Source organism: Comamonas sp. Y33R10-2 (assembly GCF_019355935.1).
GTDB lineage: Bacteria > Pseudomonadota > Gammaproteobacteria > Burkholderiales > Burkholderiaceae_C > Comamonas.
In genome coordinates, this window is record NZ_CP079925.1 from 2,298,316 (window position 1) to 2,314,376 (window position 16,061).

Sequence of the window (16,061 nt, forward strand, 5' to 3'; positions counted from 1 at the left end):
GACCGTTCAATTTTATGCATGCACAGTGTGGAATGAAGGGTCTCAGACGAATCAACCAAGGGTAAAACCTAGGTCAAATCAAGCCATGAGCCTCGTGGCAGCACCTAGCAAGCCCACAAGGTACCACTCGCAAAGCCTGTGCTCGTCGTTCAAACGGACGGGCTACGTGATTTAGCAAGGCAAGCGCATGCCATGCCTCACTCGTCATAGTCACCCTGCTTTCAGACTAGATATCAGCCAGCACTCGCAGATGCGCCTCCACGCTGCGCGCTAAGGGATCCATCACATAGCCGCCTTCAAGGCAAGAGACGATACGACCCTTAGAAAAGCGCCGCGCAATCTCCTTGATACGCATGGTGATCCAAGTGAAGTCGTTTTCCGTCATGCCTAGCTGGCCCATGTCATCGTCACGGTGGGCATCAAAACCGGCGCTGATAAAGATCATTTCAGGTTTAAAAGCTTCAAGACGCGGAATCCAAGTCATCTCCACGATCTCTCGGATATCCATGCCCTTGGTATAAGCCGCAACGGGCACATTGAGCATATTGGCCGCGGGCTCTTTGTCGCCACTGAAGGGGTAAAACGGGTGTTGAAAAATACCGCACATCAGCACCCGCGCATCGCCGGCCAGAATGTCTTCCGTGCCGTTGCCGTGGTGTACATCAAAGTCAATCACCGCCACGCGTTTGAGGTGGTGCCGCTCCAGTGCGTACTTCACGCCTACGGCCACATTGTTGAAAAAGCAAAACCCCATGGCCTGATTGCGCGTGGCATGGTGCCCAGGCGGGCGCACCGCGCAAAAAGCGTTTTCTAGCTTCCCAGCGATGACTGCATCGGTCGCAGCGAGCGTCGCTCCTGCAGCACGCAGGGCGGCCTTGAAGGTGTGGCGGTTGATCGATGTATCGGTGTCAATTTGGCGATACTGCGGCCCACCGGCGAGCAGCTCTTGCTCAAGCCGGTCGGTTAAGCCCTGCAGGGCGGCGATGTGCATCGCATCGTGCGCCAGCTCTACTTGGTCCAAAGAGGCCAAAGGCACATCACAACGCTCCAGAGCATCGCCCACACCGCTGATGAGCAGCCGGTCCTCAATCGCATCCAGCCGCTCAGGGCTTTCAGGATGGCTTGGGCTCATCTCATGCAGCCAGCAATCCTTATGGGTGAAATAACCTGTCTTGCCCACAGTCATGTCTCCGCTATCGCTTATTTAGGATATGTTTCTGCCATGCATGCACAGAACACAATTAATGCGCTTTTAAACCAGCTTAACACGGTGATGGAGGGCAAGCCGGACCAGGTCCGAGACGGCGTCGCTTGCCTGTTGGCAGGCGGTCACTTGCTGATTGAGGATGTTCCCGGCGTGGGCAAAACCACGCTGGCCCACGCTCTGGCACACAGTTTTGGCCTGCAGTTCTCTCGCGTGCAATTCACCGCTGACTTGATGCCCAGCGACTTAACGGGCGTCTCCATCTACGACCGGGGCCAAGAAGCCTTTATCTTTCACCGCGGCCCCGTCTTTGCGCAACTGCTGCTGGCCGACGAAATCAACCGAGCCAGCCCCAAAACCCAAAGCGCGCTGCTCGAAGCAATGGAAGAGCGCCAAGTCACCGCCGAGGGCAAAACACACAGCCTTCCCTTGCCTTTCTTTGTGATCGCCACGCAAAACCCGCTCGATCAATTGGGCACCTTCCCCCTGCCTGAAAGCCAGCTCGACCGCTTCCTAATGCGCATCAGCTTGGGCTACCCTTCGCGCGATGCAGAGCGCAGGCTGCTGACTGGCAACGGACGCCGCTCTGCCGCCGATGCACTGCAGCCCGTCATCAATCAAGAACTGCTGCTGCAACTGCAAGCCGCCGCGCTGGCAGTGCATGTCAGCGATGCGCTGCTGAACTATGTGCAAGACCTGATTGCCGCCACACGCAACGGCCAGTGGTTTGCCCAAGGCTTGTCCCCCCGAGCAGGCATTGCACTGCTGCGCGCCGCCAAAACTATTGCTCTGATGGAAGGGCGCGACTATGTGGCGCCAGATGATGTGCAAGCCATCTTGCCGCAAGTAATTGCCCACCGCCTTGTGCCCGTAGGCCATGCCGGCAGGGGCGCGGTGGAGCAGGTGCGCGCCATGATGCAGACCGTAGCGCTGTCTTGATGACGATGAACTTCACAATGAATTTCATAGCATGAAGTCCAATATATTCAATGGTGAGAAGCCAAAAACACTGAATATTTTCCAACGACTATCCCCCAGCGCCCAATTTCGCGCTTGGATGTTTGCGCGCCTGCCGCGTGCCGACCAGCTCACCCTGACTCAGGGCAATGTCTACATCCTGCCTTCTAAAGCGGGCTGGGCCATGCTGGCCACGCTGATCGTGCTGCTGATTGCCGCCATCAACTACCAACTTAGCCTTGGCTATCTGCTCACCTTTTTGCTAGCCGGCAGCGCCGCCGCCAGCATGGTGGTGGGCCACGGTAATTTGTGCGGCCTGCAACTGAGCCTGAGTCAAAGCGGCAGCAAAGGGGGCTGCTTTGCCCATGCACCCTGCCCCATGCATATCCAACTGCACAACAGCCGCCGCAGCCGCCGCTGGGGCATAGGCTTGGCGCTGCACCAAGCGCGCCAAAGCGCTGATCATTCAGACTCATGGAGCTGGGTTGATGTGCCCGAGATGGGCAGCACCGCCGTGCAACTGAGCTTTGTGCCAGAGCAACGCGGCCTGCATGACTTGCCCCCTGTTTCCATACTCACACGCTACCCGCTGGGTGCTTTTCGCGTCTGGGCATTGTGGCGACCAAAAACTCAGGTCTGGGTCTACCCCACCCCAGAGGCCAGCGCCCCACCCCTGCCGCCCGCCAGCCCCGAAGCCGGTGGCCGCAGCAGCGCGCAGGTGCGCAGTGGCGAAGAATTTGACGGCGTGCGCGCCTATCAAACGGGCGACCCGCTCAAACTGGTAGTGTGGAAAAAAGCCGCCCAGTCTTTTGCCGCCGGCGGCCACCAACTGATAAGCCGCGACCGGCCTTTTGCCCACCACCACAGACTGTGGCTCGACATTCGCCAGACCGGCCTAGCTGAGCACGAAGCGCGCTTATCTCGCCTGACGGCCTGGGTACTCATGGCCGATCAGCAAGGCCGCACATGGGGCATGCGATTGTCTGGCAGCAAAGAAATTTCCCCCGGCAGCGGCGCGCAGCACGTGACGCGTTGCCTTGAAGCATTAGCGGCATCATGAACAGGACCGCCCCTTTGAACAACCAGACTCAGTGGCTCCCGCGTTTGAGCGCCCTGCCGCGCGATGCGCGAGACACGCTCTTTCTGCTGGCCGTCATCGCTTGGATTTTACTGCCGCAGGTGCAGCAAATGCCTTGGTGGACCTGTGCCTTTGCCGCTGCACTGCTTCTTTGGCGCGCGCGCTTGGCCTTCACTGGTGCGGCACTGCCCAGTCGCTGGGTGCTGGCAGGCGCACTAGCCATTGCTATTGCAGCCACTTGGGCCACACACCAAACCATTGTGGGCCGCGATGCGGGCGTGACGCTGGTCGTCATGCTGCTTGCCCTCAAAACACTAGAGTTGCGCGCGCGGCGCGACGCCATGGTGGTGTTTTTTCTGGGCTTTTTTGTGTTGCTCAGCAACTTCTTTTACTCCCAGTCGCTGCCCATTGCAGTTGCCATGGTGTTGGGCTTGATGGGGCTGCTTACGGCGCTCGTCAACGCACATATGACGGCGGGTAAACCGCCGCTCATGCAAGCCCTGCGCACCGCAGGCTGGCTGGCGCTTTGGGGCGCTCCCATCATGGTGGCCCTATTTTTGTTTTTCCCTCGCATGGCGCCGCTGTGGGGTGTGCCTTCAGACGATATGGCGGGCCGCTCAGGCTTATCTGAGAACATGCGCGTAGGCGAGGTTGCATCGCTGGCCATGGATGACAGCGTAGCCCTGCGCATTCGCTTTGATACGCCGGGTGGTCAAGAGCCGCCAGCTAGCGCCCTGTACTTTCGCGGCCCGGTGCTTGGCCAGTTTGATGGCCGCAACTGGCAAGTTGACACGATCAGCGAGGCCATGTCGGCGCCCCAGCTGCGAGTGAGCGGTGAGCCGATTCGCTACCAAATGCTGATCGAGCCCAGCAAGCGCCGCTGGCTGACGCTGCTGGACGCCGTCAAAACCGAGCCGCAAACGCCGCCCGGTGCATCCATAGGCCGCACGCGCATGACGCCTAGCCTGCAGTGGATGACTTGGCGCCCCATCACCGATGTGCTGCGCGTCGATGCGCAAAGCTATCTCAGCTTCAGCCACGGCCCGCTGCAAGACACGCCAGATCTCAAACGCTATTTGCAACTGCCGCCCGGCAGCAACCCGCGCACACAGGCGCTGGGCCAGCAACTGCGCACCCAGCTTGGCGCTGATGCAGATACCGGTGCATTGATTGCCGCAGCGCTGCAGCGCCTGAAGGTGGGTGGCTACACCTACACGCTGGAGCCCGGCGTGGTGGACAACATTCACACCGCCGACGACTTCTGGTTTGACAGCAAGCAGGGCTTTTGCGAGCACATTGCCTCCGCTTTTGCCGTACTCATGCGCGGCATGGGTGTGCCTGCGCGGATTGTGACCGGCTACCAAGGCGGCGACCGCAACAGCGTGGACGGTTACTGGACCGTGCGTAACAGCGACGCCCATGCATGGACCGAAGTCTGGATTGCCGGCCAAGGCTGGACGCGAGTGGACCCCACGGGCGCTGTCTCCCCCAATCGCGTAGGCATGTTCCAGCGCCTGAGCGCTCCCCCCGGCGCCTTTGCCAGCGCCATGGGCAATTTTGTGAATACCGGCACGCTAGAAAAGCTGCGCGCCGTCTGGGAAGCCGTCAACGGCCGCTGGAACCAGTGGGTGATCAACTACACGCAAAGCCGCCAACTCAACTTACTGCAAAACCTTGGCTTTGAATCGCCTAGCTGGACAGATCTGCTGCGCTTGCTGGCGGGCTGCTTGAGCAGCCTTGCGCTGCTGTGGCTAGTCTGGGCACGCTTTACGCGCCCGCAGCGCGACGGCTGGAGCCAGCTCATGCACAGCGCCCAGCAAAGACTGCAACGCGCAGGCATTGAAAGCCACGTCAGCGACTCTGCTCGCAGTCTCGCGCGCAGCGTACAAAACCAGTGGAGCGCAAATTCTGCACTGACTGCGACCTTATCTGACTGGCTGCTGGACATGGAACGGCTACGCTATGCAGCGCCGTCCAAACTAGATACTTCAGCCCTCAAAACATTGCGCCAACGCTGGCAAGCCATCAAACGCCAAAGCTGGCCAACCCCCTCAAAAAACTAAAAACATGAGCACTCCATCCATGAATCACAAGCACCTCAAGACAAAAGTGCTCAACACCGGCCTCAATACCTGTCTCAATACCGTCTTCACCACCTGCCTCACCACCTGCCTCACTCTCAGCCTGACTTTGCTCAGCGCCAGCGCCATCGCTGCCCCCGCGAAAAAGAGTGTCAAAAAAGCGGCCCCTGCTGTGGTGGCTGCAGCAACTGCAACGGCTGCCACTGCTGCCGTGGCCTATGCCAGCCGTGATGACGCACTGCAACTGGCCGCCGACATTGCAAGCCGCCGTGATCTGCCGCCTGACTGGGTGCGCGCACAACTGAGCGAGGCGCGTAACCTGCCCGTCGTCACCCGCTTGATGACGCCCGCTGGCAAGACCTTTGTGAAGAACTGGACGGTATACCGCAGCCGCTTTATCGACCCCATCCGCATTCGCGCTGGCGTGCAGTTCTGGCAGGCCAACCGCCGTGCGCTCGAACGTGCCGAGCAGCAGTTTGGCGTTCCCGCCGAAATCATTGCCGGCATCATTGGCGTAGAAACCATTTACGGCCGCAACATGGGCAACTTCCGCGTGATGGATGCGCTGACCACACTGGCGCTGGACTTCCCGCAATCCCACCCCCGCGCGCAAGCACGCACTGACTACTTCAGGGGTGAGTTGGAGCAGGTTCTCGTCACCGCCAACCGCAATGGCTCCGACCCATTCGAACTGCGAGGCAGTTATGCCGGAGCCATGGGCCTAGGCCAGTTCATGCCCACAAGCTGGGACAAATACGCCATCGATTTTGATGGCGATGGCCGCATCGACCTGTTCAACAGCGCAAGCGACGCGATTGGCTCCGTGGCCAATTACTTTATCGGCCACGGCTGGAAGCCGGGCCTGACCACAGCCTTCACGGTAGACATGCGCGCTCAAGGCGAAAATCTGGCAACCCTGCTGGCACCCGACATCAACCCCACCTTTACCGCAGCGCAAATGGCTGATCTCGGTGTGCGCGTGCTGGGTGCCGAAAATTACGAGCGACCACTCGCCTTGATTGAGCTGAAAAATGGCAGTTCAGGCCCCACCCAGTACATTGCGGGCACCGAGAATTTCTACGCCATCACCCGCTACAACTGGTCAGCGTTTTATGCGCTTTCCGTGATCGAGTTGGGCCGCGAAGTGCATGAAGCTTACTTGAGCAGCCAAAGCGCAAAAAATAAAGCGAATTAGACCAAAATTCCTTACGACTGAAGGACTGGAAGCTATTTATTTGATAGTAAAAAAGTTCGCCCTCAAACACTGTAACGTCGAGCAACGGAGCGTGAAATAGTGGCAATTGCATGCATTTCAAGACATCGCAACGCAATTTATTCTTTGCAAAAAATCTCTTGAAATGCGCTTGCAGCGACCTACCTATGAACCAAGCGGCAACAATGCACGCCGCGCAATTTATAGGAGTTAGTAGCATGATCTTCGCCCCCGTAATGAGCCGCAATGCCTTTGTTTCCCCTCGCGCTGCCGACCTCGCACTGCAACGTTTTTTGCAAGGCACTGTGGACGCTGCCAAGCCCAGAAACTCCAGCCAGCAACAAGTTCAGGTCAGCCGCGATGAAAAGTTCACCACCCTGACACTGGACGTGCCCGGCCTGTCCCGCGAGCAACTCACGCTCTCCATTGAAGGCGCAGTCATCAAGCTCGAAAGCGTGGAAGGCGCCTCCCGCCAAGTCAAACGCGGCTGGGAGCTGGATCATGAAATTGACGCTGCTAACAGCAAAGCCAAACTTGAGCATGGCGTGCTGACCTTGACACTGGCCAAGCTGGTGCCCCAAAGCAAGGCCGTTAATCTGAGCATCGAATAACGCCATTGATTTAACTGGTCTGCCTTGCTTATTCCTTTCTTCCATCTCCTCTTGGCTGGCAGGCCAGAAATGGAAAAGCCCGCAATGTTTTGGCATTGCGGGCTTTTTTGCGGAAGCTTTAGCTGCCCCTTGGGCTTAGCGCGCATCCGTCGAATAGTTTCTGAAAACTGTTTTTCAACAACAAATCACTTCAGCGAATCAAGCGGCCAGCGCGGCTTCACATCAAACGCGTATTCATGCTGAGCCTGCTCACGTCCAGCCTGTATGCGCATGGCAGCAGCCATCGCAATCATGGCGCCGTTGTCGGTACACAGATGCAGCTCAGGGTAGTGCACGCGAATTTTGAGCTTGGCGCATGCTTCATTGAGTTGCTCACGCAAATGCCTGTTGGCGCCCACGCCACCAGCGACCACCACACGCTTCATGTTCGTTTGCTTGAGCGCGGCCAGCGTCTTCTTGACCAGCACCTCCACAATCGCAGCTTCGGTGCTGGCCGCCAGATCGGCTTTGCGTGCCTCTAATTCATCGCCCAGCTTTTTGGCTTGGGTCAGAACTGCGGTCTTGAGACCTGCGAATGAAAAGTCCAGATCACCCGAGTGCAGCAAGGGGCGCGGCAGCTTGAAGGCTGTGGGGTCACCGTTTTGGGCTAATTTAGAGAGCACCGGGCCACCGGGGTATGGCAAGCCCATGAGCTTGGCAGACTTGTCAAACGCCTCGCCGGCTGCGTCATCAATGGTCTCGCCCAGAATTTCATATTCGCCCACGCTATCCACACGCATGATTTGGGTGTGGCCGCCCGAGACCAGCAAGGCAATGAAGGGGAACTCTGGCGGGTCTTCGCTCAAAAAAGGCGAGAGTAAATGCCCTTCAAGGTGATGCACGCCCAGCACCGGCTTATCCAGCGCCGCAGCCATGGCGCAGGCTGCGCCAGAGCCCACTAGCAAAGCGCCGGCCAAGCCGGGGCCGCGGGTAAAGGCGACGACATCAACGTCATCCAGCGTTACGCCAGCATCGGCCAGCACTTTTTCGGTCAGTGGCAGCACACGGCGAATATGGTCGCGGCTGGCCAGCTCTGGCACCACACCGCCATAAGCGCGATGCATTTCAATTTGGCTGTGCAGCGCGTGGCTTAGCAAGGTGGGCACGGCTTGGTCATCCGGCGTGCGCACCAAGGCCACGCCAGTTTCATCGCAAGAAGATTCGATTCCGAGGATCAGCAAACTCATGGCCGCAAGTGTAGAACTTGCGCCCTCTAGACGCAGGAAAGGCGGACATTAGCCCTGCCCGCCTTCACTATTCAAACGATAGCAACATCCCATTATCTGACGTGCGGCGAGCCTGAAATATAGTGCTCCATCTGGCTAATGGTGAACTGCTGCGCCGAGATGATTTCTTTGACAAGGTCACCAATAGAGATCATGCCCAGCAGCTGCTGACTCTCGTTAATCACGGGTAAGTGGCGCATGCGGTTGCTGGTCATCAGCGCCATGCACTCCTCGCTGGTCTGTTGCGGCAGCACGCAATGCACTTTGCGTGTCATCACTTCATCAACTCGGGTGCTGGCAGAGCTGCGGCCCTGCAGGGCGATTTTGCGGGCGTAATCACGCTCCGTCACAATGCCTGCGATCTTCTCACCTTCAAGCACCAGCAGCGCGCCAATGCTTTTATCCGCCATGAGCTGCAGCGCAGCCAGCATGGTGTCGGAGGGAGAGACGCTGTAAATGCTACTTGTGCCCTTGGCACGCAGAATGTCGGCTACGGTCGTCATCTGGTTCTCCTTTAGCAATAGGTCGTCATGGGCAATGCATGAGATCAACTCCAGTGTGAAGGCATTGCTGCATTGCGGCAATCGGGCGATGCCCGCATAAAAAGCAAAGGCAGCCGAAGCTGCCTTTTGTTGTCAAGCGTACTGAGCGCTCAACGATAAATGATTGATGACGTTGAGCAGCTCTTAGCGACGACCGCCCAGTAGGCTGCCGCCAAGCTTGAACAAATCGCCCACATCTAGCTTACCGTCGCCATTTTGGTCGAGCAGGCTACCCAAAATGCCGCCTGCCGCGCCGCCTTGTGCTTGAATTTGGCTGCGTTCTTGCCCCAAAACACTGCCCAAATCGTTAGCGCCCATGCCTTGGGACTGCACGCGATTGGCCAAGAAGGACATGACCAGCGGCGCCAGCATCGCCAGCAATTGACCGGAGTTGCCGCCCAAACCTGTGGCTTGGCCTAGCTTGGACTCGGCCTGCTGCTGCTGGCCGCCAAAGATATTGCCAAGAATCCCGCCGGCATTAGATTGCGAACCGCCACCAAGCAAACCGCCCAACAGCCCGCCTAATCCACCCCGGCACCACCCGCTGCACCAGCTCCTCCGCCAGCACCACCGAGCAAACCGCCCAGCAGGCCACCCAGATCCATCGCACCATTGGCGCTGCTGTGATCACGGGTCAGGGCACCCAGCAAATCTGACGCGCCTTGAGGCTGGGCCGCATTCTGGCCCAGTGCACCAAAAAGCATGGGCAACGCCACGCCTACGGCTTGCTCTGTCTGCACAGAATCCAAGCCCAGTTGCTGAGCCAGGCCCTGCATAGGTGCCCCCTGCAGCTGGCCCATCAATTCGTCGGTCAAAGATGCGGTCATGTCGATTTCTCCTGAAAAAACAATCCACATAGTACGCGTGCTGGGTGACAAAAAATTGTCATCAATATTCAGCAGCTATGAATATCGCCATAAAGCCGCCCAAAAACAGAGCTTAGAAGGCTGTTGGGCGCATCACCGCATCAATGCCGCCATCAATGACGATTTGCGTGCCGTGCACATAGCTGGCAGCGGGGCTCATCAAAAAGGCGATGACAGAGGCCATTTCCGAGGGCTCTGCACGGCGGCCCAGAGGGGGCACGAACTTGGCGATGGATTCGCCAAAACGTGGGTCTTCCAGACCGGCTTGTAGCAAGGGGGTGTCTGTTGCACCGGGGGCGATGGTGTTCAGGCGCACACCGGCCTGGCCCCATGCTGCGGCGCGCTTGCGCACAGCTACCGTCAGCGCATTCTTGGTGCCTGCATAGGCGAGATTGCCGCCCTGCTCGCCAGCACCTTCCACAATGGCGCGAGCCTTGGCCTCTTCACCCGCCTCAAGCGGTGCAGCCAGCGGATTCTTATCAAACGGCAGCTGGGCCGATGCCACTGACGAGATAACGACGGCTGCAGGCTGCTTGCCTTTCTTCAGCCCAGGAAGAAAAGCGTCCATCAACTCAATCGCGCCAAAGTAGTTAACAGAGACGACGTTACCAAGCACCTTGGTCTGTGGGCCCAGACCGGCGCACAGAACAATACCGTCCATACCACTGCTGCACTTTGCCAGCACATCAGCAATCGCCTGCTTGCGGCCTTCAGCGGTGGAGAGGTCAGCAATCACTTCCGCATCACGAATATCAATACCGATGATTTTGTTACCAGCAGCTTCCAGCACTTTGCGAGTGGCTGCGCCAATGCCGGTTGCGCAGCCGCTCATCACGATAGTTGGCATGTCTCTTCCTTGTCTGTTTGGTTATTGATGCCACATCAAAGCCCAAGCCTGTGGCCTGCACCACATGCAAACGGACGATGTGATTACCCTTTGGAAAAATTACTGTGCTGCTTCCGCACTGGCATCGCCATTGTCTGCTGAGCACCTCATGTACCCCTCTTTGTTCCAACCCATTCGCGTAGGTCACCTCAGGCTGAAGAATCGCATTCTGATGGGCTCCATGCATACCGGCTTAGAGGATCAAGCTCAAGGTCTGGAAAAGCTGGCTGTCTTCTATGCCGAACGTGCTCGAGAGGGGTTGCAGCTGATTGTGACAGGTGGTTTTGGCGTCAACCCCCATGCCTTGGGCATGCCAGAAAATGCCGAGTTCTCCACCCTCTGCACCCCAGAGCAGGCCCAGCGCCACCACGTCATCACGCAGGCCGTGCACGCACAGGGCTGCCACATCCTCATGCAACTGCTGCATGTGGGGCGCTACGACCACGGCAGTGGCGGCGTATCACCCAGCAGCGTGATCTCCAAACTCAGCAACCGCAGCTCACTGGAGCTGAGCCACGAGCAGATCGAGCAAATCATTGCCGACCATGTGCGCTGCGCGTTACTGGCCAAAGATGCTGGCTACGACGGCGTGGAAATCATGGGTGGCGAGGGCTATCTGATTAACCAGTTTCTGGCCCCTCTCACCAACTTTCGTGAGGATGGCTGGGGCGGCGATGCCAAAGGCCGCAGCCGCTTTGCGCTGCGCATCGTGCAGGGTATTCGCGCGGCATTGCCTGAGAACTTTGTCATCAGCTTTCGCTTGTCGCTGATGGATCTGGTCGAGCATGGCAGCCACTGGATGGAGGTACTTGACCTAGCCCGCCAGCTGGAAGCAGCAGGCGTAGACCTGTTCAACACCAGCGTGGGCTGGCACGAGGCGCGTATTCCCACCGTGGCTATGGTCGTGCCGCGCGCCGCCTTTAGCTGGGCTGCTCAGCAGCTCAAACAGGCTGTATCTGTGCCCGTGGTAGCCAGCAACCGCATCAACACCCCTGAGATAGCGGACGACCTCATCGCCCAAGGTCATGCCGACATGGTGGCCATGGCGCGCCCGTTTTTAGCCGACCCGGCCTTTGTGCGCAAATCGCAAGCCGGTCAGAGCAACGCCATCAACACCTGCATTGCCTGCAACCAAGCCTGTCTGGATCGCATCTTTTCACGCCAACCTGTCAGCTGCCTCGTCAACCCCCGCGCTGGCCGTGAGTGGGAATGGCCCATCAAAAAAGCAGAAAAATTAATCAAAATTGCCGTATTGGGCGCCGGCCCCGCAGGTTTGGCCTGCGCCCGTGAAGCGGCTGAGCGGGGCCACCGCGTGACTTTGTTCGAGCCCAGCATTCGCATTGGCGGCCAGCTTTTTTTGGCGCAGAAGATACCGGGCAAGCAAGAACTCGGCGAGACGCTGCGTTATTTTGAAAATGAAATTCAACGCCTTGGTATTGAGCTGCGCCTGAACCATACGCCCGATGTGAGCGCACTCGCAGACTTTGACCATGTGGTGATTGCCACTGGTGTGGTGCCACGGCGCAGCGGCATTGCGGGCGAGAACAACGCTAAGGTACTTGACTATATGGAGGCGCTTCGCAACCCGCGCTTTCTGGGCGAACGCATCGCCATTGTGGGTGCAGGCTCTCTAGGCTTTGATGTGGCTGAGTTGCTGAGCCACAGCAGGGCCGAAGACGGAAGCGTTGCCGCTTTTGAACGCGAATGGGGTATTGATCAGACACGCGAGCTGCGCGGCGGCATCAAGCCGATCGAAACAATCGCTTCTCCGCGCCAACTTTGGTTGCTTCAGCGCAGCAAGTTTCCCATGGGTAAAACACTGCCCACCACCACGGGCTGGATTCGCCGCACCCGACTCAAGAAAAAAAGTGCCCGCATGTTCAACGATGTGAAGTACATCCACATCGACGACAACGGCCTGCACCTGCGCATAGCTGGCGAGCTGCGCTGCTTGAGCGTGGACCACATTGTGATTTGCGCCGGGCAGGAGTCTCACAACCCTTGGTCGGCACGACTGCAAGCACAAGATATTGCGCATACCGTGATTGGCGGGGCACGAGATGCTCACAAAATTGATGCCGCAAGAGCTATCAACGAAGGCGCAGAACTTGGCCGAAAACTATAGGAGACAAGAAACAAAATGAGTAATCCCCACGCATCCCTTCTCCAAACTGGACGCATTGGCTCCATGGAGCTGAAGAACCGCATCTTTATGGCCCCTATGGGCGAGAACTATGGCGGCACGGACGGTATCTGCGGCGAACGCGCCCAAGCCTATTATGAAGAGCGTGCCAGGGGCGGCACCGGCCTCATCATCATGGGGACAGCGGCCATCTCATGGCCCAGCGGCACCAGCGAGCCGCATCAACTGGGTATTTCTGAAGACACCTTTATCCCCGGCCTCGCCGAAGTGACACGCCGCGTGCACTCCCACGGCGGCAAGGTGGCGATTCAGATCAACCACAGTGGCAAGGTCGCGGCCAACGATCGCACGCATGGGCGTGAAATGTGGGTGTCATCCATTCCTCCCGATGGTCCCGTGGCTGAAGCCATGCGCACCGTCACTCCCAAGGAGTTCTCCACCTTTGTCGGTGTCGGCCCCTACCCAGACCGCTACCGCGTGATGGACAAGGCAGACATTGCGCAAATGATTGAATGGTTTGCCGCCGCCGCGCTGCGCGCCAAGCAGGCCAACTTTGACGCGGTAGAAGTGCATTGCGCGCACAACTACATGATTGCCAACTTCCTGTCGCCCTTCTTCAACAGCCGCACCGACGAATACGGCGGCAGCTACGAAAACCGCAGCCGCCTGCTGCGCGAAGTGCTGACCGAAGTGCGCAAGCGTGTGGGCGCAGATTTTCCTGTCTGGGTGCGTATCGATGCAGAAGAGATGCACACACCCGGCGGCATCGTCATGGAGGAAGCGCTTAAAACCGCCAAGCTCTGTGAAGAGTTGGGCGTGGATGCCATCAGCGTTTCAGCCTATGCGCGCCTGCCCACAGGCTCGGCGTTTACCGACGCGCCCATTCCGCAAAAGGCCAATGCCTATCGCGAATTCGCCCGCGACATCAAAAAGGCTGTGACGATCCCCATCATCTCGGCAGGCCGCTGGGAGATCGATGATGCAGCTGTAGCCATCACCAAAGGGGAAATCGACTTTGTTGCCATGGGCCGCAAGTTGCTGGCTGAGCCCGAGCTAGCCAACAAATTGCAGGCCAATGCCGCGCAAGATATTCGCCCCTGCATCTATTGCTATGCCTGCGTCAGCGAGATTTTTATCAACAAGGGTATCAAGTGCGCCGTCAATGCGCAGACAGGTCACGAGACTACCAAGACCATTACTTTTGCTGAAAAGCCCAAGCATGTACTGATCGTCGGCGGCGGCCCTTCCGGCATGGAAGCCGCCCGAGTCGCAGCCCTGCGCGGTCACCGCGTAACGCTGGCCGAGCGCAGCGACCGCCTGGGCGGCACGCTGTTCTTTGCTGCACTGGCTTACCCTGAAAACGGCCGCCTGCTGGACTATCTGGTCAAGCAGATGAAGCACCCGCAAATCGACGTACGCCTGAACACCACGGTGGATGCCAAGCTGCTGGATCAGCTCAAGCCCGACGAAATTCTGGTGGGTACCGGTGCCAAGCGCGCTGCCCCCCCCATCACCGGCGCTGATCAAGACCACGTGTGGAGCGGTGACGAGCTGCGCCGCCTGATGACGGGCGACCGCGCTGACGAAGTTGCCAAGGCCAAGCTGAACTTGGCCGAGCGCGCCATGTTCAAGGCCGGCGGCATGCTCAAGGTGACGGACAGCACGGCAGCGATTCAAAGCCTGTCCAAGCTGTGGATGCCGCTGGGCAAGCGCGTGACCATCATCGGTGCAGGCTTGGTCGGTTTAGAGCTGGCTGAATTTTTGATCGAGCGCGGCCGTGAGGTCACGGTGCTGGACCCTGGCACCCACCCCGGCTCTGAGCTGCCCATCGTGCGCCGCTGGCGCGTATATGACGCGGTGAAGGCCCACGGCAAGCTGCTGATGCAGTCCACCGTGACCCAAATCGAGCGCAAGGAAGTGGTCTGGACGGACAAGAAGGGCGAAGAAAACCGCACCGCCGCAGACTCTGTAGTCATCGCCATGGGCGCCGAGCCCGACTCCACCGTGGCCGATCAGCTGCAGTCCATCACACCAATCCTTGTGCGCCGCATTGGTGACTGCAACGACCTGGGCTATATCGAGGGCGCCATGCACTCAGGCCACGCCGCAGGTCGTACCATCTAATTTGATAGCTAATACCGAAGGCAGTGATTGGACTGCAGCGGTATTTTCTTCAGATTCAATCCAAAAGGGGCCTCGCGGCCCCTTTGCTTTTGGAGAGGGACAGTCCCTTGTTTTGAATACCTCAGAAATTAGGCGCTTCTACGCCGCCATCCACACCCAGCACTTTGCCAGTCACCCAGCTTGATGCAGGGCTGACCAAGAACAGCGCTGCCGCTGCAATGTCCTCAGGCTGGCCAAGCCGCGCCATGGGCGTGGTGCGCTCCATGCGTTCCTTGCGCTCCGGCGTGAGAAAAGGGGCCAGCGCATCGGTCATGATGGTGCCCGGCTCAATGGCGTTGATGCGCACCTTGGGACCAAAGTCTTGCGCCAAGCAGCGCGTCATCTGGTTGAGTGCGGCCTTGGCTGCGCCATAGGCGCTGAAGTATTTTTGCGAGTAACGCGCTGCCGTCGATGAGATGTTGACCACCGCGCCACCGCCCGCCGCCGCCATGGCCTCTGCCGCTTTCTGGATCAGCGTGTATGCAGGCACCACATTAAACGCCAGCATATCGCCCACGGCTTTGCCGCTGACCTTGCGCGGATCGTTGGGGCCGCCGCCGCCCACGTTGTTGATCAGCACGGTGAGCTTGCCCAACTCTGCCACCGTGCGGGCGATCAGCTGGTCTAAGTCTTCTGGGTTGTTCACATCACCGGGCACCATGATGGCGCGGCGACCTAGTGCTTCGATGTCTGCTTTGACGGCCAGCAGATCGGCTTCGGTACGAGCAAACAGCGCTACATCCGCACCTACTTTGGCGAGGGTGATGGCGCAAGCCCGGCCAATACCTTTGCCTGCGCCGGTCACCACAGCGACCTGCCCTTGCAGCGAAAACTGCTGAAAAATCTCGTTCATGACCCGTCCTTTGATTGCATTGCGAGCTGCTCATGCTCTGCAAAACAGGCTTTTAGAACATCAGCCAAACGAACCATGGGACAAGCCCTCATGGTCAAACATAGGCCATTGAGTCAGAACGATGAGCGCCCCACCCCCAAGCCAAAAAGCAGAACGCCCTGCCAAGGCAGGGCGTCAAAACAGCGCAGTACAAGTACAG

Annotated in this window: 12 protein-coding genes and 1 pseudogene; 7 read left to right on the plus strand and 6 right to left on the minus strand. The window is 58.6% G+C overall.

What is annotated here, in order from left to right:
* Window positions 1-226: 226 nt before the first annotated feature.
* Window positions 227-1,186 (minus strand): histone deacetylase family protein, encoded by a 960-nt coding sequence (locus tag KUF54_RS10250; protein WP_219342686.1) that lies wholly within the window; start codon window positions 1,184-1,186, stop codon window positions 227-229.
* A 36-nt stretch (window positions 1,187-1,222) separates the two neighbouring features.
* On the opposite strand from KUF54_RS10250, the gene KUF54_RS10255 reads away from it, so the two are divergent.
* From KUF54_RS10255 to KUF54_RS10275, 5 genes are all read left to right on the plus strand, one after another.
* Window positions 1,223-2,143: a MoxR family ATPase gene (locus tag KUF54_RS10255; protein WP_219342688.1), complete on the plus strand. Its 921-nt coding sequence runs from the start codon at window positions 1,223-1,225 to the stop codon at window positions 2,141-2,143.
* 31 nt (window positions 2,144-2,174) lie between these two features.
* Entirely contained in the window at window positions 2,175-3,221 is a 1,047-nt protein-coding gene (locus tag KUF54_RS10260) for a DUF58 domain-containing protein (protein WP_219342690.1), read from the plus strand.
* Window positions 3,218-5,302 carry a DUF3488 and transglutaminase-like domain-containing protein gene (locus tag KUF54_RS10265; protein ID WP_219342692.1) on the plus strand — a complete coding sequence of 695 codons (2,085 nt, stop codon included), beginning with the start codon at window positions 3,218-3,220 and terminating at the stop codon, window positions 5,300-5,302. The genes KUF54_RS10260 and KUF54_RS10265 overlap by 4 nt, the downstream gene beginning before the upstream one ends.
* Window positions 5,303-5,321: 19 nt before the next feature.
* The gene (gene mltB / locus KUF54_RS10270) at window positions 5,322-6,515 is read left to right on the plus strand and encodes a lytic murein transglycosylase B (protein ID WP_370627511.1); all 1,194 of its coding nucleotides are present in this window, start codon (window positions 5,322-5,324) and stop codon (window positions 6,513-6,515) included.
* A gap of 236 nt (window positions 6,516-6,751) precedes the next feature.
* A complete protein-coding gene (locus KUF54_RS10275) occupies window positions 6,752-7,144 on the plus strand; it encodes an Hsp20/alpha crystallin family protein (protein WP_219342696.1) in 393 nt (130 codons plus the stop codon).
* Window positions 7,145-7,329: 185 nt separating this feature from the next.
* Here KUF54_RS10275 and tsaD read toward each other — a convergent pair whose 3' ends face one another.
* The 4 genes and pseudogenes from tsaD to KUF54_RS10295 all read right to left on the minus strand — a co-directional run bounded on the left by tsaD (window position 7,330) and on the right by KUF54_RS10295 (window position 10,664).
* Window positions 7,330-8,370 (minus strand): tRNA (adenosine(37)-N6)-threonylcarbamoyltransferase complex transferase subunit TsaD, encoded by a 1,041-nt coding sequence (tsaD, locus tag KUF54_RS10280; RefSeq protein ID WP_219342698.1) that lies wholly within the window; start codon window positions 8,368-8,370, stop codon window positions 7,330-7,332.
* A 92-nt stretch (window positions 8,371-8,462) separates the two neighbouring features.
* Entirely contained in the window at window positions 8,463-8,912 is a 450-nt protein-coding gene (locus KUF54_RS10285; protein WP_219342700.1) for a CBS domain-containing protein, read from the minus strand.
* 183 nt (window positions 8,913-9,095) lie between these two features.
* A pseudogene (locus KUF54_RS10290) lies at window positions 9,096-9,784 on the minus strand (DUF937 domain-containing protein).
* Between the two features lie 106 nt (window positions 9,785-9,890).
* Window positions 9,891-10,664, minus strand: a complete 774-nt coding sequence (locus tag KUF54_RS10295) for a 3-alpha-hydroxysteroid 3-dehydrogenase (protein WP_219342703.1) — start codon at window positions 10,662-10,664, stop codon at window positions 9,891-9,893.
* A gap of 148 nt (window positions 10,665-10,812) precedes the next feature.
* On the opposite strand from KUF54_RS10295, the gene KUF54_RS10300 reads away from it, so the two are divergent.
* Both KUF54_RS10300 and KUF54_RS10305 read left to right on the plus strand, forming a co-directional pair.
* The gene (locus KUF54_RS10300) at window positions 10,813-12,828 is read left to right on the plus strand and encodes an NADPH-dependent 2,4-dienoyl-CoA reductase (protein WP_219346358.1); all 2,016 of its coding nucleotides are present in this window, start codon (window positions 10,813-10,815) and stop codon (window positions 12,826-12,828) included.
* Window positions 12,829-12,843: 15 nt separating this feature from the next.
* The gene (locus KUF54_RS10305) at window positions 12,844-14,970 is read left to right on the plus strand and encodes an FAD-dependent oxidoreductase (RefSeq protein ID WP_219342705.1); all 2,127 of its coding nucleotides are present in this window, start codon (window positions 12,844-12,846) and stop codon (window positions 14,968-14,970) included.
* A gap of 121 nt (window positions 14,971-15,091) precedes the next feature.
* Here KUF54_RS10305 and KUF54_RS10310 read toward each other — a convergent pair whose 3' ends face one another.
* Window positions 15,092-15,862: a glucose 1-dehydrogenase gene (locus KUF54_RS10310; protein ID WP_219342707.1), complete on the minus strand. Its 771-nt coding sequence runs from the start codon at window positions 15,860-15,862 to the stop codon at window positions 15,092-15,094.
* Window positions 15,863-16,061 lie beyond the last annotated feature (199 nt).